We start from the raw sequence: 19,266 nt of genomic DNA, 5'->3' as shown, positions 1-19,266 counted from the left end.
AAGCGTCAGCCGCCGTCGCGGACCGAAGCGTCAGCCGCCGTTGCAACATGCGCAACGCTCGTTGCATGCCTCGTTCGTCGTCGGCAGGATGAGGCGCATGACGAGCGTGCTTGGCCTTGCCTCCGCCGCCCCCGTCGTCCCGGTCGTCGTGATCGAGGACGCCGCCGACGCCGTGCCGCTGGCCCGCGCCCTGGTGGCCGGCGGGCTGACCGCGATCGAGGTGACCCTGCGTACCCCGGCCGCCCCGGCCGCGATCCGGGCCATCGCCCAGGAGGTCCCGGAGGCGGTCGTGGGGGCGGGCACGGTCGTCTCGCCGGCCGGCGCCGCCGACGCGGTCGCCGCGGGGGCGCGCTTCCTCGTGAGTCCCGGCTGGACGGACGGGCTGCTGGACGCGATGCGCGGCTCGGGCCTGCCCTTCCTGCCGGGCGTGTCGACGACCTCGGAGGTCGTGGCGCTGCTCGAACGCGGGGTGACGGACATGAAGTTCTTCCCGGCCGAGGCCGCGGGCGGCGTCCCGTACCTGAAGTCCCTCTCCGGCCCGCTCCCCCAGGCCCGCTTCTGCCCCACCGGCGGCATCACGCTCACCTCGGCCCCGGCCTACCTCGCCCTCGCGAACGTCCCCTGCGTCGGCGGCACCTGGATGCTCCCCGCCACCGCCCTCGCGACCCGCGACTGGCGGCGGGTGACGGCACTGGCGGAGGAGGCGGCCGGGCTGGCCGCCCGCCGAGGCGCCGGGGGCGCGGCGGCGAGCCGGGGCGGCGACGGCGCGGCGGCGAGCCGGGGCGGCGACGGCGCGGCGGCGAGCCGGGGCGGTTCTTCCGGGCGTGGTCCGAAGGAGGCTCCCTAGCCGCCGAGCCCGTCGGACCCGACGGCGGAGTGATGCCACCCCGTGCGCCGAGGCCGGTACGCCCCCGAAGGCCGCGTCCAGCCGAGATCGGGGGCGCCGCGCCGTCGTGGCTAGCGCAGGTGCGAGGTGTCGTTGAGGAGACGTACGGAGGCGTTGCCGTCCGCGTAGTAGGCCACCGCCGAGAGGGACGCCGCCGAGAGCTCCATGCGGAAGAGGGACTCCGGAGGAGCGCCGAGGGCGAGGCGGACCAGCGTCTTGATCGGGGTCACGTGGGTGACCAGGAGGACGGTGCGGCCCGCGTACGCCGTGGCGAGGCGGTCGCGGGTGGCCGCGACGCGGCGGGCGACGGTCGCAAAGCTCTCGCCGCCGCCGGTCGGCTCGGCCTTCGGGGAGGCCAGCCAGGCGTCGAGGTCGTCCTTGTACCGCTCGCGGACCTCCCCGAAGGTCAGCCCCTCCCAGGCGCCGAAGTCGGTCTCCCGGAGCCCGTTCTCGATCCGCACGTCCAGGCCGAGGCGGACGGCGACGGCCTCGGCGGTCTGACGGCAGCGGGTGAGCGGCGAGCTCACGATCTCCTGGATCGTCCCGCGCGCGGCGAGCGCCGCCGCCACCGCCTCGGCCTGTCGCCGGCCGGCCGGCGACAGCTCGGGATCCGCGCCGCCGCTCCCCGAGAAGCGCTTCTCGGGCGTCAGCGCCGTCTCCCCGTGCCGCAGCAGCACGAACGTCGCCGGCGCCCCCATGTCGGGCCCGGCCCAGCCCTGCGCGGGCGCGGCACCCGCGGCCCGGGACGGCGGCTCCGTGACGGGGGCGGGCGCGGCGAGCTTCCGGGCCGCTTCGGCCTCGAAGTCGCCGGTCGCGGCCTCGCGCTCGGCCGTCGCCGCGGCGGCGAGGGACGCGCGGGCCTGTGCGCCGAGGGTCTCGTCGGGCGTGAACAGGGCGTCGTCCGGCGCGGCGGACGAGGGGGCCTGGTGCGGCGGCGTGCCGGCCCCCGCGGCCGAGAGGGCCGCGCGGGCCCTGGCCGCGCCGGCCGTCGCGTCGCCGGCGGCACCGCGGGCGGCCGCGAGTGCCGCCGTGTGGTCGACGGCCGCCGTGGAGGCCGACGGGGACCATTGCTCGCCCCGCCGCCCCGCGTCCATCGCCTCGTTGGCCAGCCGGTCCGCGTGCTTGTTGCGCTCGCGCGGAATCCACTCGTAGCGCACCCGGCCCGCCGGGAAGACCCGGCCCGCCTCGGCGGCCAGCGGCTTCATGTCGGGGTGCTTGATCTTCCAGCGCCCGGACATCTGCTCGACGACCAGTTTGGAGTCCATGCGGACGTGGACCGTGGCGTCCGGGAAGAGCTCGAAGGCCGCCCGCAGACCGGCCACCAGGCCCTTGTACTCGGCCACGTTGTTCGTGGCCACGCCGATGAACTCGGCCCGTTCCGCCAGGGTCTCCCCCGTCGCGGGGTCCAGGACCACGGCGCCGTAGCCGGCGGGCCCCGGGTTGCCCCGGGAGCCGCCGTCGGCCTCGACGATCAGATTCCTCGGCGTGGTCGTCACAGCGGTCCCTACAGGCCGGACTCGGACGTACGGACCAGGATCCGGCGGCAGTTCTCGCAGCGCACGATCGCGTCGGCGGCCGCCGCCCGGACCTCGTTGAGCTCCGTGATGTTCAGCTCGATGTGGCAGCCCTCGCACTTGCGCTGGTACAGCCGCGCCGCGCCGACCCCGCCCTGCTGCTCGCGCAGCTTCTCGTACAGCTTCATCAGATCGGCCGGGACGGAGCCGGCCACCAGCCCGCGCTCCTTGGTGACGGACGCGCTCTCGGCGTCCAGCTCGGCCTGCGCGGCGTCCCGGCGGGCGGTCGCGTCGTCGACCTTGGCCTGGACGGCGGAGACCCGCTCGGTGAGCTCGGCGACGCGCTCCTGCGCGGACTCGCGGCGCTCCATGACCTCCAGGACGATCTCCTCGAGGTCACCCTGGCGCTTGGCGAGGGAGGTGATCTCGTGCTGGAGGTTCTCCAGGTCCTTCGGGGAGGAGACGGCGCCGGAGTCGAGGCGCTGCTGGTCGCGGGCGGCGCGCTGGCGCACCTGGTCGACGTCCTGCTCGGCCTTGGTCTGCTCGCGGGCGCAGTCGCTCTCCTCGGTCTGCGCGGCGACGAGCAGGTCGCGCAGCTGGGTGAGGTCCTTGTTCAGCGACTCGATCTCGGCGTGCTCCGGCAGCGACCTGCGCTTGTGCGCGAGCTGCTGGAGACGCACGTCCAGGGCCTGGACGTCGAGGAGTCGGATCTGGTCGGCGGGCGCGGCGTTCAGTTGGGGGCTCCAGAAGAGGTGTGGTGGGAGGACCAGGGGTCGGTGACCGTCTTCGAGACGTGGACGCGGAGGTCCCAGCCGTGACGGTCGGAGATCGTGTCGAGCTGCGCGGCGGCCTGCTCGCACCAGGGCCATTCGGTGGCCCAGTGGGCGGCGTCGACGAGCCCGAGGGGGCCGGCGGAGGAGCGGGCGGCCTGGGTGGCCTCGGAGACCGGGTGGTGGCGCAGGTCGGCGGTGAGGAAGGCGTCCACGCCCGCCGCCCGGACGGCGTCGAAGAGGCTGTCGCCGGAGCCGCCGCTGACGGCGACCCGGCGCAGCACCATGTCGGGGTCACCGGCCACCCGGATGCCCTGCGCGGTGGCGGGCAGCCGCTTGGCGGCGCGGGCGGCGAACTCGGCCAGGGTCTCCGGGTGGTCGAGCTCGCAGATCCGGCCGAGGTTGTTCTCGGGGACGAGCGGTCCGGTGACCCTGAGGTCGAGGGCGCCGGCGAGGGCGTCGGAGACGCCCGGGTCGGCGGTGTCGGCGTTGGTGTGCGCCACGTGGAGGGCGATGTCGTGCTTGATCAGCGTGTGTACGACGCGGCCCTTGAAGTGCGAGGCGGCGACGGTCGTCGTCCCGCGGAGGTAGAGCGGGTGGTGGGTGACGAGAAGGTCGGCGCCGAGGGCGATCGCCTCCTCGGCGATCTCCTGGACGGGGTCGACGGCGAAGAGCACGCGGCGGATCTCGGCGTCGGGGTCGCCGCAGACGGTGCCGACGGCGTCCCACTGCTCGGCCCGCTCGGGCGGCCAGAGGGCGTCGAGCTCGGCGATGACTTCAGACAGACGGGGCACGGAGGAAAGGCTACCTGTCCTCCGTACCGCGCCGTCCTGACCTGTGGACAACTCCGGACACCCACCGGACGGCACCCGCCGGACGGCGCCCTGCCGCTCCCCGCTCCTCCACGACGCCACTCCTGCACGACGCCGTTCCTGCACGACGTCACTCCCTCACGACGTCACTCCCTCACGGGGTCGGTTCCGGACGAGGTCACTTCTTCACGAGATCCGCGCGCAGGTCGTCCAGCACGCTGTTCGCCGCCGTGACGCCGAGACCCAGGTACCAGGTCTCGTCCGGGACGTCCTTCGCCCGGCCCGCCTTGACCGCCCTGAGGTTCTTCCAGAGCGGGTTGGCCTGGGCCGTGTCGCGCTTGGTGGCCTTGGGGTCGCCGTACACGCCGGTGAAGATCCAGTCGCCGTCGGCCTGGTCGATCTTCTCCGGGCTGACCTCGACGGCGAGGTCGTCGACCCGCTGGTTCGCGGGCCGCGGCAGGCCCGCGTCCTCGAGGATGGTGCCGATGAAGGAGGCCTTCGCGTAGAGGCGGATCTTGCCCGGGAGGTAGCGGACCATCGAGACGGTCGGCTTGTCCGGTCCGATGTCCTTGCCCAGCTGCTCGGCCTTCGTCTCGTACGCGGCGAGCTTCGACTTCGCCTCGGCCGTCCGGTCGAGAGCGGCGGCGTTGAGGAGGTAGTTCTCCTTCCAGGTGAAGCCCGGGCGGATGGAGAACACGGTGGGGGCGATCTTCGACAGCTCGTCGTACTTGTCGGCGGCCCGCAGCTGGCTGCCGAGGATGAGGTCGGGCTGGAGGTTGGCGATCGCCTCCAGGTTGAGGTTGTTGATGGTGCCGACGGGCTTCGGGTCACCGGCGTCCTTCTTCAGGTAGCCGGGGATGCCGTCGTCGGCCTCGGAGGGGGCGTAGCCGACGGGCTTGACGCCGAGGGAGACGACGTTGTCGAGCTCGCCGACGTCGAGGACGACCACACGCTTGGGGGCGGCCGGGATCTCCGTCCGGCCGAGGGCGTGCGTGAGGGTGCGCGGGAACCGGCCGGGCTGCGCGTCCGTGCCCATGGCGGCCGTCTTGGCGGCGGCGTCGCCGAAGTCCTTGCCGCCGACGGCGACGTCCTTCTTCTTGCCGCCCTCGTCCTTCTTGGCGCTGTCCGGGGAGCCGTCACCGCCTCCGCAGGCCGCGAGGGTGAGCGCGGCGGCGAGGCTGAGGGCGGCGGCGGTGCCGCGACGGCGGAGGGACATGGCGGGTCTCCTGTACGCGTTCGGGGGTGGGTGATCGGACGGTCGGACGATCGGACAGGCGGTCGGTCGGACGGACGCGGAGGGGCGCGGCCCGTCGAGCGCTCGGACGTCGGGCGCGGCCGGAGACGGGAAACGGCAGCTCGCGCCCCTCGTTACGGAGCCACCGCTTCCACTTAGGGTCGCCTTACCTTACCTACCCCTGGCCACACCAGCACAACCCGCCCCCACCGCTCAGCAGAACCGCCGGACGGCCACCCTTTGGGGTGAAGTGGGATGGCTCGTGTTGTTCGGCTGGAAGTGCGAAAACTAGCTTCGTTGCCGGAGGTGACGAGTCGATGACAGCCTGTGCCATCGAGACGGCCGCCGGGGACGGCGACGCCCTCTGGCCCACACCGGCCGGCCCGGGAGGATTCACGATCACCGCGAACGGCGCCTACGCGGCGCGGCTCGCCGGTTCGGGGGACGCCCTGTACGTGGAGCGGTGGACCCTGGACGGCCCCGAGCCGTACGCCGTGCCGCTCCCCCTCGCCCAGCCCGAGGAGCCCGGCGCGCTGCTGAGCCCGCTGGCGGACGGCCGGGTGCTGATCGGCCGCGCGGTGGACGGGCGCCGGTACACGTTCTCGCTGCTCTACCCGACCGGTCCGGAGACCGGTGAGCTCGTTTTGGGCGCCGTCGAGCCCCCGGGACCGGGCCGGCTGGTGCTGCTCCCGCCCTCGCCGGACGGCATCTGCGCGTACGCGATGTACGTCGGCGCGGACACGACGACGCTGTGGCTGGTGGCGGGCGGTGCCTTCGGCCCGGAGCAGGTGGCCGAGATCAGGGGCCGCTGCTCGGGCGGGGTCTGGCTGGACCGTACGGGACGGATGCTGGCCCTGGACCGCCGGGTGGACGACGGCCCGGTGAAGGCGGTCGCCATCGACCTGGAGCGCGGCGGCGAGGCCACGCCCCTGCTCCAGATCACGGAGGAGAGCAACGACCGGCTGCTCCTCGCGGACCCCGACAGCGGGCTGCTGCTCATCCGCTCCGACGCGCCCTCGCCGGGACACGACCGGCTCGGCTGGGGGATCCTCGGAAGCCTGCTCCCGGTGCGGTTCCCGGACTGTCTGCGGCTCGACGACGCGGCGGTGACGCCGTTCGCGGTGCAGCCGGCGCAGGTCCTGACGCCGGAGAGCTGCGCCGTCGCGCTGCGGATCGACGCGGCCGCCGGCAGCTGGGTGGGCATGTGGCGGCCGTCCGCCCGCCGGATGCGCCACCTGGCCGCCCCCACGGGCTGGCTGGCCGGGGCGGGCCTGTGGACGGCCTCCGGGGTGCTCCGGCTGCCGTACGCGACGGCCGGCGTGCCCTGTGGGCTCGCCGCCCTGGAGGAGCCGGCCGAAGAGCCCCCGCCGGAGGCGGAACCGGCCGTTCAGGAGCCCCGGGTGTGCCGCCCCGTGCCGTTGCAACAGGCTCCGCTGACGGACCGTAAACCCGCTGGTTAAACTCTCCGAGCCGCATAAGCAAGAGCGACTACGGGGTGAGTTCCACCATGACCACGACGGCCATGTCGAACAGCAGGACGGATGTTCAGGAGTCGCACGGCTCCGGCAAGCACCGCGGACAGGCCGCGCCGGCGGAGGACTCCTCGTCCTCCCCGCACGGCCGCCACCGGCGCGAGCCCGAAGCGCAGTAGGACCCGCCGAACAGGCGAACGGCCCCCGGACCAGCGGTCCGGGGGCCGTTCGCCTTCCCCACCACACCCCCGTGTGGCCGATCGGCGAGCCTCTTGCCCCTGAGCGTCCTGCCCTCGGCCTCCCGCCCTCAGCCCTTCTTGAGGCCGAGGACCTCGGCCGCCGCGAAGGTCTCCCCCGCCGGCCGGGCCGCGTAGTGCGGGGTGAGCAGCCCGTCCAGCTCCTCGTACGTGAAGACGTCCTTGGCGGTGTCGAACTTGGCGGCCACCTTCGGCCGGTCCACCACCGCCACCATGCCGCCGTGGACGACGAGCAGCTGCCCGTTGACACCGGCCGCCGCCGGGGAGGCGAGATAGCCCACCAGCGGCGCCACGTGCTCCGGCGACAGCGGGTCGAGCTCGTCCTCGGCGGTCGGCTCCGCGAAGCCGGCGAACACGTCCTCGGTCATCCGGGTGCGGGCCCGCGGACAGATGGCGTTGGCGGTGACCCCGTACTTGGCGAGGGCGAGCGCGGTGGACGTCGTGAGGCCGACGATCCCGCCCTTGGCCGCCGCGTAGTTGGGCTGTCCGGCCGATCCGGCGAGGAAGGCCTCGGAGGAGGTGTTGACGATCCTGCCGTAGACACCGCTCTCGCCCGCCTTGGCCCGGCCCCGCCAGTGCGCGGCCGCGAAGTGGGTCGTGTTGAAGTGGCCCTTGAGGTGGACCCGGATCACCGAGTCCCAGTCCTCCTCGCTCATCGAGAAGACCATCCGGTCCCGCAGGATGCCCGCGTTGTTGACCAGGACGTCCAGCTTCCCGAACTCCGCCACGGCCAGGTCGACCAGACCGCGGGCCGTCTCGAAGTCGGCGACGTCGCCGAGGTGGGCGACGGCCCGGCCGCCGGCCGCGCGGATCTCCGCGGCGACCTCCTCGGCGGGGGCCGCGGACGCCTCGCCCGAGCCGTCCCGCCCGGGCTGGCCGTAGTCGTTGACGACCACGGCCGCGCCGAGCCGGGCCAGTTCCAGGGCCTCGGCCCGGCCGAGGCCGCGGCCGGCGCCGGTGACGATGGCGCTCAGGCCCTCAAGAGGGAGTGACATGGAAGATCAGGTCCTCTCACCGTCGTTGCACGTCTGCGGGGTCAGATCTCGATGCACGTACGCAGCGCCACACCCGTGCGCATCTGCTCCAGCGCCTCGTTGATCCCCGCGAGCGGCACCCGGTGGGTGATGAGGGACGCCAGGTCGATGCGGCCGGCCCGCCACAGCGCGATGGCCCGTTCGTACGAGCGGAGCACGTCCCCGCCGCCGTACATCGACGGCAGGATCCGCTTCTCGTCGAAGAACAGCTCGAACATGTTGAGCTGGAGGTGGTCGTCGAGGGCGCCCGCGCCGACCACGCAGAGGGTGCCGCCGCGCCGGGTCGTCTCGTACGCGGTGCGCGCGGTGGCGGACCTGCCGACGACCTCGAAGACGTAGTCGAAGCCCTCGCCGCCGGTGATCCGCTGTTTGGCGTCGACGAGCGCGTCGGGGGCGACGGCCTCGGTGGCGCCGAAGCGGAGGGCGGCCTCGCGCCGGGACTCGACGGGATCGACGGCGACGATCTGGGCGGCGCCCTGGAGCTTGGCGCCCTGGATCGCGGAGACGCCGACGCCGCCGCAGCCGATGACGGCGACCGACGAACCGGCCTCCACCTTGGCCGTGTTGATGGCGGCGCCGAGCCCGGTGGTCACGCCGCAGCCGATCAGGGCGGCGATGTCGAAGGGCACGTCGTCGGGGATCGGGACGGCGCAGCCGGCGTCGACGACGACCTCCTCGGCGAAGGTGCCGGTGCCGGCGAAGCCGAAGACGTCACCGCCGGGGCGCTTGAAGTTGGGGATGCCGGCGTTCATGAAGCCGGCCAGGCAGAGCTGGGTCTGGCCGCGCTTGCAGGAGGGACAGCTGCCGCAGGCGGGCAGCCAGCACAGCAGCACCCGCTGCCCCTCGCTCAGCCCGGTGACGCCGTCGCCGATGTCGGTGATCTCGCCGGCCCCCTCGTGTCCGGGGACGAAGGGTGCGGGCTGCGGCAGGACGCCGCTCATGGCGGAGATGTCGGAGTGGCACAGTCCGGTGGCCCGGACCCGGATCTTCACCTTGCCGGGGCCGAAGCCCACCGCCTCGACGTCGTCGAGGACTTCGAGCTTGTCCTGGCCGATCTCGTGCAGTACGGCTGCGCGCATGGTGCGGCTCCAATCAGCCCGTGATGATCAAGAGTGGTCCACGACGGTGTCGGCGAGTACGGGGGCGTCGTCGCGCTCGACGGCGCTGACGGTGACCTGGATCCGGCCCGCGCCGCCGCCGGCCCGGTCGTCCGCCAGGCGCCACATCCGGATCCGCAGGGTCTCGCCGGGGAAGACGATCCCGGCGAAGCGGGTGCGGTAGGAGCGGACCCGGGTGACGTCGCCGTCGAGGAGGGTGTCGACGACCGCCTTGAGGGTCATGCCGTACGAGCACAGGCCGTGCAGGATGGGCCGGTCGAAGCCCGCCAGCTTGGCGAACTCGGGGTCGGCGTGGAGCGGGTTCCAGTCACCGGAGAGGCGGTAGAGCAGCGCCTGCTCCTCGCGGATGGGCCGCTCGGCGGTGGCGTCGGGCGCCCGGTCGGGGACCTCGAGGCGCTCGGAGGGCCCGCGGTCGCCGCCCCAGCCGCCCTCGCCTCGGACGAAGATCTGGGCGTCGCTGGTCCACAGCGGCCCGTCGGCGTCGGCCGCCTCGGAGCGGAGCACCAGGACGGCGGCCTTGCCCTTGTCGTACACGGCGGCGACGCGGGAGGTGGAGACGGCCCTGCCGGCGACCGGGAGGGGGCGGTGCAGGGTGATCGACTGCCCGCCGTGCAGGACGGCGGCGAGGTCGATGTCGATGCCGGGGGCGGACAGGCCGCCGACGACGCCCATGCCGGCGCCCGCGACGGTGGCGAAGCTGGGCAGGACGTGGAGCCGGGATTCGAGGGTGTAGCGCAGCTCGTCGGGGTCGGTCGCGGGGACGCCCGCGCCGAGGCCGAGGTGGTAGAGCTGGACGTCCTTGTGGTCCCAGCCGATCTCCGCGCTGCGGGGCTCGGCGGCGACGGCCTTGGCGGCGTCAATGGGCATCGCGTTGCTGCTCCTTGGTGGCCGGGGTGGCCCTGGCAGGTGAAGACCTCGGCGCGGCCGTCCGCACCGTCGACCGCGCCGAGGCCGTGCGGGACCGAGCTGGGAAACGCCGCGCGAAGCTAGAACGCGTTCCAGTTCGGTGCCCCATGTATAGCGGAGGCCCCGACGCTTGTGAACCCTCCTGACGGTACGTCAGAAGTGCTCGCCGGCCCACCTCTCGGGCGGGCGCGTGCGGGCCGGACCCAGGACATTTGTCACCGCCAGGTCCGTACTCCCGAGCCTGCCGGCCCCCCGGCCCCGCTCCGTAGCTTCGTGGGCATGAAGACAGCAGCATCAGCAAGGGCCGCGGGGCGCGCGGTCGCCGAGGGGACCGCGGTGGAGTTCACCCGCGTCGCCCGCGCCTTCGGCCGGGTCCGTGCCGTGGACGGCATCGACCTCGCCATCCGCCGCGGCGAGACCGTCGCCCTGCTCGGCCGCAACGGCGCCGGCAAGTCGACGACCGTCAACCTCCTCCTCGGCCTCGACGAGCCCGACAGCGGGCAGGTCCGCCTCTTCGACGGGGCGCCGGCCCGCGCGGTCGAGGCCGGCCGGATCGGCGCCATGCTGCAGGACGTGCGCCCGGTCCCCCGGGTCACCGTCCGCGAGCTGGTCGGCTTCGTCGCCCGCACCTACCCCGCTCCGATGCCGGTCGCCGAGGCCCTGCAGCTCGCCGGCCTCACCGAACTCGCCGACCGGCGCGTCGACCGGCTCTCCGGGGGCCAGGCCCAGCGCGTACGGTTCGCCGTCGCCCTGGCCGGCAACCCCGAGCTGATCGTCCTGGACGAGCCGACCGCGGCCCTCGACGTCGAGGCCCGCGAGGCCTTCTGGGACTCGATGCGCGGCTACGCCCGGCGCGGCAACACCGTCCTGTTCTCCACCCACTACCTGGAGGAGGCCGACGCCCATGCCGACCGGATCGTCGTGGTGGACTCCGGGCGGGTCGTCGCCGACGGCACCGCCGAGCAGCTGAAGCGGGCGGTGGGCGGCACCAGCGTCTCCTTCGACCTGGCCGGCCGCTCCACCGAGAGGCTCGCGCTGCTGCCGGGGGTAACCGCCGTGGAGATCCGCGGTGACCGTGCCCACCTGCGCAGCGACGACTCCGACGCGACCGTCCTCGCGCTCGCCGCGATGCACGCCGTACGGAACCTGGAGGTCACCCCGGTCTCCCTGAACGACGCCTTCCTCGCCCTCACCCGCGAGCCGGCCCCCGCCGCCGCATACGCCGCCGCTCCCGCAACCTCTGCCGCCCCCGCCGCCTCCGACACGACCCCGGAGATGTCCCGATGATCACCGCCTACGTCCGCCTCGAAGTCCGCCGCACCCTGCGCGACGTCGGTTTCGCGATCTCGTCGATCGGAATGCCGGTCATGATGTACCTGCTCTTCACCAACCTCGGCGGACAGAACAGCGCCGAGTTCAAGACCGCGGCGATGGTCGGCATGGCGGCGTACGGCGCGCTGGGCGCCGCCCTGTCCCTCGGCACGGGAGTCGCCGAGGACAAGTCCTCCGGCTGGCTGCGCCAGTTGCGGATCACGCCGATGACCCCGCGCCAGGTGGTCACGGGCCGGGCCCTGACCGGCACGGTCGTGGTGCTCCCCGCCATCACCGCGGTGCTGCTCGCGGGCGGCCTCGCCAACGGCGTACGGCTCGAAGCCTGGCAGTGGGCGGTCACGGCCGTCGCCCTGTGGGCCGGTTCGCTCCCCTTCACCCTGCTCGGCCTCGGCAACGGCTACCGTCTGTCGGCGCAGACCACGGGCGTTGTCAACATCGCCTGCAACCTGGGCCTCGCGGTGGTCGGCGGCCTGTGGTTCCCGGTCGAACTGTTCCCGAAGTGGCTGGCCACGGTCTCCTCGTACACCCCGACCAACCGCTTCTCGGAGCTGGGCCGCGCGGTCGCGGAGGGCACGATGCCGAGCGCGGCGGCGCTGACGATCCTGGCCGTCTGGGCGGTGGCGTTCGGCGCGTACGCGGCGATCTCCTACCGTCGTTCGGCGAGGACGGCGTAACGGATCGGAAAGGAAGGAACGGGGATGAGGGACTGGTGGCGGTGCCGGCGCGCGGCGCTGCGGGAGCGGGCGGAGCGGCGGCACAAGGAAGGTCCGAGCGGACTGAGCCTGCTGCCGTGGCTGCTGATGGGCCTGGGCGCGCTGTCCCACCTCGTCAGCGGCGAGGCCGCGAACCCCTGGCTCGGGGGCCTGGGCCTGCTCGCCTTCAACACCCTCTACATCGCGATCGTCCTCCGCGCCTTCGACGAGCGCCGCCGCGAGAACGCGACGACCTGGTGGCTCCTCGCCGCCCTGGGCGCGCTCACCTTCGCGCTCGCCATCGGCTACGGCAGGGAGTGGCTGCTCCTCTTCCCGCTCCTGGGCCTCGCGGTAGGGGCGATCGTCCGGGGCGCGGTGCGCCTGCGGCTGCTCGTGTTCCCCCTGGTCCTGGCGGTCGGGGTGGTGACGCTCTGGCGGGACGGCTGGGACTCGTTCGGGATCGTGTACGGCACGTTCATCTCGGTCATGGTGACGGCGGCGATCCTCACCCTGAACAGCACGGTGGAGGAGCTGCGGGCCACCCAGGAGGAACTCGCCCGCACGGCGGTGGAGAAGGAACGCCTCCGCTTCTCCCGCGACCTGCACGACCTGCTGGGCCACACGCTCTCGGTGATCGTGGTGAAGGCCGAGGCCGCCCGCCGCCTTGCCCCTCGCGACCTGGAGGCGGCACTCACGCAGATCGCGGACATCGAGTCGGTGGGCCGCCAGGCCCTCACCGAGATCCGCGAGGCGGTGACGGGCTACCGCGAGGGCAGCCTCACCACGGAGCTCGACCGCGCCCGCGACGCCCTCTCCTCGGCCGGCATCGAACCGGTGGTCCTCCAGTCGGGCCCGCCCCTGGAGCCGCAGACGGAGGCCCTGCTGAGCTGGGTGGTCCGCGAGTCGGCGACCAACGCGGTACGCCACAGCGGCGCGACCCGCTGCGAGTTCGAGCTGGGCGGCACCCCGGACCGCGTCCGCCTCACGGTCACGGACAACGGCCGCGGCGTCCCGCCCGAAGGCACCCCTGGCATCCCCGGCATGCCGGGCAGCGGCCTGAAGGGCCTGACGGAACGCCTCACCGCGGCCGGCGGCAGCCTGACCTCGGGCCCGGGTCCGAGGGGCGGCTTCCGGGTGACGGCGGAGCTCCCGGTGGAGGAGCTCGCGCGAGGCTGAGCTCCCGCCTCCGCGGTCGCGCCCCGGCTAGCCGATGTCGGAGACGGAGTCGTTCCCGCTGATGGTCACGGAGGTCCCGTCACCCCCCTTGCTGCCGTCGTGGAGCCCGAGCATCCCGACGAGCCCGAGTCCGTCCTCGGCCGCGGCCTGCGGGGCACCGGCCGACCCGAGGGCGGCACCGGCGAGAAGAAGGGCGGCGACTGTGCGCTTGATGTCGTTCATGCCCTCCCAACGACCCGCCCCGGCACGGGGATGCGCCGGCCGGCCGCCTCCGGCCGGCCAAGTGGAAGCACACCTTCCGACGCGCGCCCCGACCGCACCCCGCCCTACCCTGATCCCGTGAACGAGATGCCGCAGGACCACCGCCCCACGAAGTCCGTCAGGGTCCTCCTCGCCGAGGACCAGGGCATGATGCGCGGCGCGCTCGCGCTGCTCCTCGGGATGGAACCGGACCTGGAGGTCGTCGCGCAGGTCGGCCGGGGGGACGAGATCGTGTCCACCGCCCTGACGGTCCGCCCCGACGTGGCCCTGCTGGACATCGAACTGCCGGGCCGCTCGGGCCTCGACGCGGCGGCGGACCTGCGCGACGAGGTCCCCGACTGCCGCGTCCTCATCCTCACGACCTTCGGCCGCCCCGGCTACCTCCGCCGCGCGATGGAGGCCGGCGCGGCGGGCTTCCTCGTCAAGGACGGCCCGGTCGAGGACCTGGCCGAGGCCGTCCGCAAGGCCCTCCGCGGCGAAACGGTCATCGACCCGGCCCTCGCGGCCGCCGCCCTCAGCGCCGGCCCGAACCCCCTGACGGCCCGCGAACGCGACGCCCTGGGCGCCTCGGTGGACGGCGCGACGATCGCGGACATCGCGGCCACCCTCCACCTCTCGGAGTCGACGGTCCGCAACTACCTGTCGTCGGCGATCGGGAAGACGGGCACCCGGAACAGGATGGAGGCGGTCCGGGCGGCCCGTCAGCAGGGGTGGTTGTAAGCCCGAAGAGAGCCCCGCCGGACGTCCGGCGGGGCTCTTCGCTACGTTCTGAGAATCAGCACGGAAACTTAGCCCCGCTGCTGCGCGACCGGCACGTGCTGCGGCAAGCGGCTCCCCCGCTGACTCGCCTACATCCACTCCGTGCTCAAGTCCGCCTCGGAGCACGCGGTCCGCGAGGGAGATCCCGCGCAACGTCGCCCGCAACATCCGCGTGGGCACAGCCCGGCCCCGCCGTTTCGAGCCCCTCACCGCCGACGAGGCTGAGGCTCGCACCCTCTCGCCGCCGCCCACGGCCACCGGCTGCACGCCCTGTTCGACCTCGCTCTGCGGACCGGGCTCCGCAAGGGCGAACTCCTCGGCCTGCGCTGGGAAGACCTCGACCTGGCCAGCGGCACCGCCAGCATGCGCCGCACCCTCCAGCGCACCAAAACCGCTGGCCTGACCGCTCTCCCGACGAAAACCCAGAGCTCCGAGCGGCGGATCGCCCTGCCGACGCTGTGCGTGCGCTCACTCGAGCAGCACCGCGACCGGCAGCACCAGGAGCGCGAAGTGGCGGGTAGGAGCTGGAAGGCGGCTACGTCTTCACCCGCCACTTCACCGCCCTACTCCGCCGGGCGAGGCTCCGCCGCATCCGCTCCACGACCTCCGCCACTCGGCGGCGACCCTCCTCCTAGAACAGGGCGTCGAACTCGTCGTGCTCAAGGAGCTGCTGGGCCATGCCCACATCGGCGTGATCGCGACGGTGTATGCCCACGTCCGCTCCGCCTCCAGAGGCAGGCCATCGACACCCTCAGCAACGCGCTCTGCCACCCAGCCCGACGGTCGTCCGGAGCCCCGCGACGGCGACGATCCGCCGCTTGGTTGCAGCACCCGGCCGCCGACGTTGCCGTCAACTTCTGCCGTCAAAGCACAGGAAGCCCCACCGGAATTCTGATCCGGTGGGGCTTCCTGGTTACTCACTTAAGGGAGCGATGGAAGAACTTCCTCCCACGCCGTCAAACGTGGATCAAATTCCTTTCCAGAAGCCAGGCTAGAGATCGCCAGACCGGGCGATACGATGTTCTTGACGGCTCGCAGAAGTCGAATCTGCGAAATGTCGAGACTGCGCCAATCGGCCGATAGGGTCCGAGCTTCTTCGGCCGACATCGGAATCTCCTGAAGCAGGAGGTCGATCAGGTAGCCCGGATTGAGAACATCGAATTCGGCGTTCGGCGGGACCTTCTGAAGCAGGGTTAGTGAAAGATTCAAGCGGCGAATCACGCTCTCGCGGTAATCGATTGCACCAGAGGCGACGGCGGTTTCGAGGGCGTACCCGAATGCCTCCGAACACGCACCCCAGAGCTCCGTCGGCAGGTCTCCGAAACCGTCAGTCAGGCGCATCGTGAGCAGCTCGACAACGCCTAGCCACTGGCCAGGCACCAGCTCAGCCTGGGCGGGAGCGTGCGAGGCCAGGCCCTCGGCGAGAGATCGCAGGTCGAGCGACGTCAGATCATCGAAGCTGTTCATCAGAAGTGAACCCCCGCTGCCGCAAACGCTTCCTTGCCGATTTCCAGGCTGTCACTCGACGGCAGGAAGTGTCCCGGGAGGTCGCCCTTCCAGCCGAGTTCGAGCGAACGGCCCTGGTCGGAGATCTTGACCAGGGGGCCGTCGCCGGAGCCGTCCGAGAACGACATCTCGGCCGATGCCGCCTTGGGTCCGACCGTACCGTCGGCACGTGTGAAACCGTCGGGGTTCGCGAACACGGTGGTGCGTTCCCCGCGCTCGCTCTGGACCTCAACGCGCCGGCCGGTTTCCTTGGCCTGTTCGAGCGCCTGGTGTGCTTCGTCGAGCACGGACGAATCCGCGGTCGGCGTGACCCCGTGGGCCGACGAGACCGGAACAATCAAGCTAATGGCCATTGCCGATAGCGCGACCACGGTGCTTCGGGCACGCCGACGCACCCACTGTCTCTTCACAATCCCCACCCCTGCATCGCGCAAAGTTCACAGTAGGTGGGTCACCCAACGACATGACTTGCCGTCACGTCAAAGACATTTGTCATGTCCGGAAGTCGCAGTCCGACCGGGTAAATAGGCCCATAGGGCGATACATCGGCGCCGATTTAACGCCCGCTCGGGAACGGTTTTCAGCCACACAGCGTGACAAGCACCGTACGCAATCATCGGCCGAGCCGACGAACTCGAAAGGACTCCCTTGACCTCCAGGCGCAAGTGGACCATCAAACGGAATGTGAGATTCCAATTAATGCGCATAGCGTGATGCCGACTGGCGTGACAGAGATGTGACGCACGTCACGTCAATTGTCGACAGCTTGATTTGTATCACCGCATGTCGTCGCTCCGCTTCTCCCGCCGCGGCAGCCACACCCCCATCACCACCGCCGTCCCCACCAGCACGCACGCCGCCGTGCGGAAGGCCGCCGCGTAGCCGGAGGTGAGGGCTTCGGGGGTGGTGGCGCCGGCGGTGACCGTGGCGGCGACCGTGGAGAGGGTCGCGAGGCCGAGGGCGCCGCCCATGGTGCGGGAGGTGTTAATGAGGCCGGAGGCGAGGCCGGCTTCGGAGGGGGGTGCCTGGGTGGTGGCGAGGACGGCGAGGGGGGTGGAGGCGACGCCGATGCCGAACATCATCAGGACGCCCGGGAAGAGGATCGCCGTCAGGTAGGTGCCGTCGGGCGTCATCGTGGACTGCCAGGCGAATCCGCTCGCCGCGACCAGGGCGCCCGTCACCGCGACCGTGCGGGCGCCGAAGGCGGGCAGGAGGCGGGGGGCCAGTTTCGAGCCGGCGATGACGCTCGCCGAGCTGGGGATCAGGGCCAGGCCGGCCTCCAGGGGCGGGTAGTCCAGGACGTTCTGGGCGTACAGCGTCATGAAGAACCACATGCCGAACGACGACGAGCCGCACAGCAGCATCGTCACGTTCGCCGCCGACACCGCCCGCGTACGGAAGATGCGCAGGGGCATCAGGGGGGCCGGGGTTCGGCGTTCGACCAGGACGAAGGCGGTCAGGAGCAGAGCGCCCGCGGCCAGCGGGACCAGGGTCGACGGGGACGTCCAGCCCGACTCCTCCGTCTGCACGATGCCGTACGCCAAAGTCGCCAGGCCCGCCGTGACCAGGATCGCGCCCGGCAGGTCCAGGCGCCGGCCGCCCTCGACGCGGCTCTCGGTCAGCCACAGCAGGGCGCCCGCCAGGACCACGACGCCGATGGGGACGTTGATCAGCAGGACCCAGCGCCAGGAGAGCAGGTCCACCAGCGCGCCGCCGATGAAGCCGCCCGCCGCGCCGCCGGCGGCGCCGACCGCCGTCCAGGTGCCGACGGCCCGGGTGCGGGCCGGACCGTCCGGGACCGTGGCGGTGACCAGGGTGAGGGTCGACGGGGAGAGCACGGCCGCGCCCAGGCCCTGGACCGCGCGGGCCGCGAGCAGCTGCCAGCCCTCCTGGGCCAGACCGCCGGCCACCGAGGCCAGGGTGAAGAGGCTCAGGCCCGCCACGAACATGCGCTTGCGGCCGAAGAGGTCCGCCGCCCGGCCGCCGAGCAGCATGAAGCCCGCGAACGCGATCGAGTACACGCTCACCACCCACTGCAGGCCCGTCGCCGTGAGCCCGAGCTCCGTCCGCATCGACGGCAGCGCCACGTTCACGACGGACACGTCGAGGATGACGAGGAACTGGCCCGCGCAGGCGACCAGCACCACCGGCCACACACGGCCGGGCGGGGAGGGCCGGGCGGGGCCGGACAGGGCGGGGTCGGTCGGGGCGGTGGGGTCGGGAGTCTTCCCGGTGATCTCGGGTCGCGGCATGGGTGTCATGGTCGCAGACCCGCCCCGACCCGTACATCACCGTTCTCTGTACCTTGCCGCTACGGCCTGCGCAGCATCGTCACCACCGCCGCCCCGCCCAGCCCGATGTTGTGGGCCAGGCCCACCCGCGCGCCCGGCACCTGGCGTGGGCCGGCCTCGCCGCGCAGCTGCCAGACCAGTTCCGCCGCCTGTGCCAGGCCCGTCGCGCCCAGCGGGTGGCCCTTCGAGATCAGGCCGCCGGAGGGGTTCACGACCCAGCGGCCGCCGTACGTCGTCGCGCCCGACTCCACAAGCTTGCCCGACGCCCCCTCCTCGCACATGCCCAAGGCCTCGTACGTCAGCAGCTCGTTGATCGAGAAGCAGTCGTGGAGTTCGACCACGTCCACGTCCTCGATGCCGAGGCCCGAGGTCTCGTACGCCTTCCTCGCCGCCTCCCGCGACATCGGGCGGCCCACGACGTCGATGCAGGAGCCCGAGGCGAAGGACTCCGCCGTGTCCGTCGTCATGGCCTGGCCCGCGATCTCCACCGCCCGGTCCGCCAGGCCGTGTTCGGCCACGAAGCGCTCCGACACCACGACCGCGGCCGCCGCGCCGTCCGAGGTCGGCGAGCACTGGAGCTTGGTGAGCGGGCGGTGGATGGTCTTCGCCGCGAGGATCTCCTCGACCGAGTAGACGTCCTGGAACTGCGCGTGGGGGTTACGGGACGAGTGGCGGTGGTTCTTGGCCGCGACCGCCGCCAGCTGGACCTCCGTCGTGCCGTAGCGGTCCATGTGCTCCCGGGCCGCGTTGCCGAAGATCTGCGCGGTGGGCGGGCTCATCTCGAAGCCGTGGGCGGCCGCCATGATGCCGTAGTGCCGGGCGACAGGTGACGTCTTGAAGTCTCCGCCGTCCGAGCCGCCGCCCAGGGCGCCCCGCGCCATCTTCTCGAAGCCAAGGGCGAGCACGCAGTCCGCGATCCCGCCCTCCACGAACTGCCGCGCCATCATCAGCGCCGTCGACGCCGTCGCGCAGTTGTTGTTGACGTTGTAGACGGGGACGCCGGTCAGGCCGAGTTCGTACGCGGCGCGCTGGCCGGCCGTCGAGGGCTGGAAGCAGTAGCCGACCGGCACCTGTTCGACCAGGCCGTACGGGATGCCGGCGTCGGCCAGGGCGGCGGTGCCGGCCTCCTTCGCCATGTCCCAGTACTGCCAGTCCCGGGTCTCCGGCTTCTCGAACTTCGTCATGCCTACGCCCACGATGTACGACTTCACAGCAGGCCTCTCCGTCTCTGGTCAGTCTCTGGTCA

Annotated in this window: 18 protein-coding genes and 2 pseudogenes; 8 read left to right on the top strand and 12 right to left on the bottom strand. The window is 72.5% G+C overall.

What is annotated here, in order from left to right; translation table 11 throughout:
* Positions 1–97 precede the first annotated feature (97 nt).
* Positions 98–721 (top strand): annotated as a pseudogene (gene eda, locus ACIGXE_RS03275) (bifunctional 4-hydroxy-2-oxoglutarate aldolase/2-dehydro-3-deoxy-phosphogluconate aldolase); the annotation flags it as partial.
* Positions 722–957: 236 nt separating this feature from the next.
* Here eda and ACIGXE_RS03270 read toward each other — a convergent pair.
* The 4 genes from ACIGXE_RS03270 to ACIGXE_RS03255 all read right to left on the bottom strand — a co-directional run bounded on the left by ACIGXE_RS03270 (position 958) and on the right by ACIGXE_RS03255 (position 5,198).
* Positions 958–2,382 (bottom strand): bifunctional RNase H/acid phosphatase, encoded by a 1,425-nt coding sequence (locus ACIGXE_RS03270; RefSeq protein WP_399742211.1) that lies wholly within the window; start codon positions 2,380–2,382, stop codon positions 958–960.
* A gap of 8 nt (positions 2,383–2,390) precedes the next feature.
* Positions 2,391–3,134, bottom strand: coding sequence for a zinc ribbon domain-containing protein (locus ACIGXE_RS03265; RefSeq protein ID WP_399743726.1), 744 nt, complete (start codon positions 3,132–3,134; stop codon positions 2,391–2,393).
* Positions 3,131–3,964 (bottom strand): Nif3-like dinuclear metal center hexameric protein, encoded by an 834-nt coding sequence (locus ACIGXE_RS03260; RefSeq protein ID WP_399742208.1) that lies wholly within the window; start codon positions 3,962–3,964, stop codon positions 3,131–3,133. Before ACIGXE_RS03260 ends, ACIGXE_RS03265 begins: the two co-directional genes overlap by 4 nt.
* A gap of 196 nt (positions 3,965–4,160) precedes the next feature.
* Positions 4,161–5,198: an ABC transporter substrate-binding protein gene (locus ACIGXE_RS03255; RefSeq protein ID WP_399742206.1), complete on the bottom strand. Its 1,038-nt coding sequence runs from the start codon at positions 5,196–5,198 to the stop codon at positions 4,161–4,163.
* 335 nt (positions 5,199–5,533) lie between these two features.
* On the opposite strand from ACIGXE_RS03255, the gene ACIGXE_RS03250 reads away from it, so the two are divergent.
* On the top strand, positions 5,534–6,676 hold the full coding sequence (locus tag ACIGXE_RS03250) for a hypothetical protein (protein WP_399742204.1): 1,143 nt from the start codon (positions 5,534–5,536) through the stop codon (positions 6,674–6,676).
* A gap of 47 nt (positions 6,677–6,723) precedes the next feature.
* Positions 6,724–6,867 carry a hypothetical protein gene (locus ACIGXE_RS03245; protein WP_399742201.1) on the top strand — a complete coding sequence of 48 codons (144 nt, stop codon included), beginning with the start codon at positions 6,724–6,726 and terminating at the stop codon, positions 6,865–6,867.
* 128 nt (positions 6,868–6,995) lie between these two features.
* Here ACIGXE_RS03245 and ACIGXE_RS03240 read toward each other — a convergent pair whose 3' ends face one another.
* Genes ACIGXE_RS03240 through ACIGXE_RS03230 form a run of 3 tightly spaced genes read right to left on the bottom strand, consistent with a single transcriptional unit; the run spans position 6,996 to position 9,964 of the window.
* On the bottom strand, positions 6,996–7,940 hold the full coding sequence (locus ACIGXE_RS03240) for a 3-oxoacyl-ACP reductase (RefSeq protein ID WP_399742198.1): 945 nt from the start codon (positions 7,938–7,940) through the stop codon (positions 6,996–6,998).
* A 41-nt stretch (positions 7,941–7,981) separates the two neighbouring features.
* Positions 7,982–9,058, bottom strand: a complete 1,077-nt coding sequence (locus tag ACIGXE_RS03235; RefSeq protein ID WP_399742195.1) for a Zn-dependent alcohol dehydrogenase — start codon at positions 9,056–9,058, stop codon at positions 7,982–7,984.
* A 27-nt stretch (positions 9,059–9,085) separates the two neighbouring features.
* On the bottom strand, positions 9,086–9,964 hold the full coding sequence (locus ACIGXE_RS03230) for a MaoC/PaaZ C-terminal domain-containing protein (protein ID WP_399742192.1): 879 nt from the start codon (positions 9,962–9,964) through the stop codon (positions 9,086–9,088).
* 318 nt (positions 9,965–10,282) lie between these two features.
* Here ACIGXE_RS03230 and ACIGXE_RS03225 point away from each other — a divergent pair, with 318 nt between their 5' ends.
* From ACIGXE_RS03225 to ACIGXE_RS03215, 3 genes are read left to right on the top strand one after another with little or no spacing between them, the layout of a single operon-like run.
* A complete protein-coding gene (locus tag ACIGXE_RS03225; protein WP_399742189.1) occupies positions 10,283–11,290 on the top strand; it encodes an ABC transporter ATP-binding protein in 1,008 nt (335 codons plus the stop codon).
* On the top strand, positions 11,287–12,009 hold the full coding sequence (locus tag ACIGXE_RS03220) for an ABC transporter permease (protein ID WP_399742186.1): 723 nt from the start codon (positions 11,287–11,289) through the stop codon (positions 12,007–12,009). Before ACIGXE_RS03225 ends, ACIGXE_RS03220 begins: the two co-directional genes overlap by 4 nt.
* A 24-nt stretch (positions 12,010–12,033) precedes the next feature.
* Positions 12,034–13,203: a histidine kinase gene (locus ACIGXE_RS03215; protein WP_399742182.1), complete on the top strand. Its 1,170-nt coding sequence runs from the start codon at positions 12,034–12,036 to the stop codon at positions 13,201–13,203.
* 27 nt (positions 13,204–13,230) lie between these two features.
* On the opposite strand, the gene ACIGXE_RS03210 is transcribed toward ACIGXE_RS03215, so the two are convergent.
* Complete coding sequence (locus tag ACIGXE_RS03210; protein WP_399742181.1) at positions 13,231–13,425, bottom strand: hypothetical protein; 195 nt, start codon at positions 13,423–13,425, stop codon at positions 13,231–13,233.
* A 126-nt stretch (positions 13,426–13,551) separates the two neighbouring features.
* On the opposite strand from ACIGXE_RS03210, the gene ACIGXE_RS03205 reads away from it, so the two are divergent.
* Together ACIGXE_RS03205 and ACIGXE_RS03200 are read left to right on the top strand one after the other, a co-directional pair.
* Positions 13,552–14,184, top strand: a complete 633-nt coding sequence (locus ACIGXE_RS03205; protein WP_399743723.1) for a response regulator — start codon at positions 13,552–13,554, stop codon at positions 14,182–14,184.
* 78 nt (positions 14,185–14,262) lie between these two features.
* A pseudogene (locus ACIGXE_RS03200) lies at positions 14,263–14,988 on the top strand (site-specific integrase); the annotation flags it as partial.
* A 156-nt stretch (positions 14,989–15,144) separates the two neighbouring features.
* Here the strand turns inward: ACIGXE_RS03200 and ACIGXE_RS03195 are convergent.
* From ACIGXE_RS03195 to ACIGXE_RS03180, 4 genes are all read right to left on the bottom strand, one after another.
* Positions 15,145–15,690 carry a hypothetical protein gene (locus tag ACIGXE_RS03195; protein WP_399742178.1) on the bottom strand — a complete coding sequence of 182 codons (546 nt, stop codon included), beginning with the start codon at positions 15,688–15,690 and terminating at the stop codon, positions 15,145–15,147.
* Positions 15,690–16,016: a hypothetical protein gene (locus ACIGXE_RS03190; protein WP_399742175.1), complete on the bottom strand. Its 327-nt coding sequence runs from the start codon at positions 16,014–16,016 to the stop codon at positions 15,690–15,692. The genes ACIGXE_RS03195 and ACIGXE_RS03190 overlap by 1 nt, the downstream gene beginning before the upstream one ends.
* Before the next feature lie 489 nt (positions 16,017–16,505).
* Positions 16,506–17,981 (bottom strand): MFS transporter, encoded by a 1,476-nt coding sequence (locus tag ACIGXE_RS03185; RefSeq protein ID WP_399742172.1) that lies wholly within the window; start codon positions 17,979–17,981, stop codon positions 16,506–16,508.
* A 59-nt stretch (positions 17,982–18,040) separates the two neighbouring features.
* Positions 18,041–19,231: a lipid-transfer protein gene (locus tag ACIGXE_RS03180; RefSeq protein ID WP_399742169.1), complete on the bottom strand. Its 1,191-nt coding sequence runs from the start codon at positions 19,229–19,231 to the stop codon at positions 18,041–18,043.
* Positions 19,232–19,266 lie beyond the last annotated feature (35 nt).

Origin of the sequence: Streptomyces sp. NPDC053431 (assembly GCF_044544925.1) — a bacterium.
Taxonomy (GTDB): Bacteria; Actinomycetota; Actinomycetes; order Streptomycetales; family Streptomycetaceae; genus Streptomyces.
Note: the sequence above shows the minus strand (reverse complement) of the source record. Positions and strands in the feature narration are given on the sequence as shown.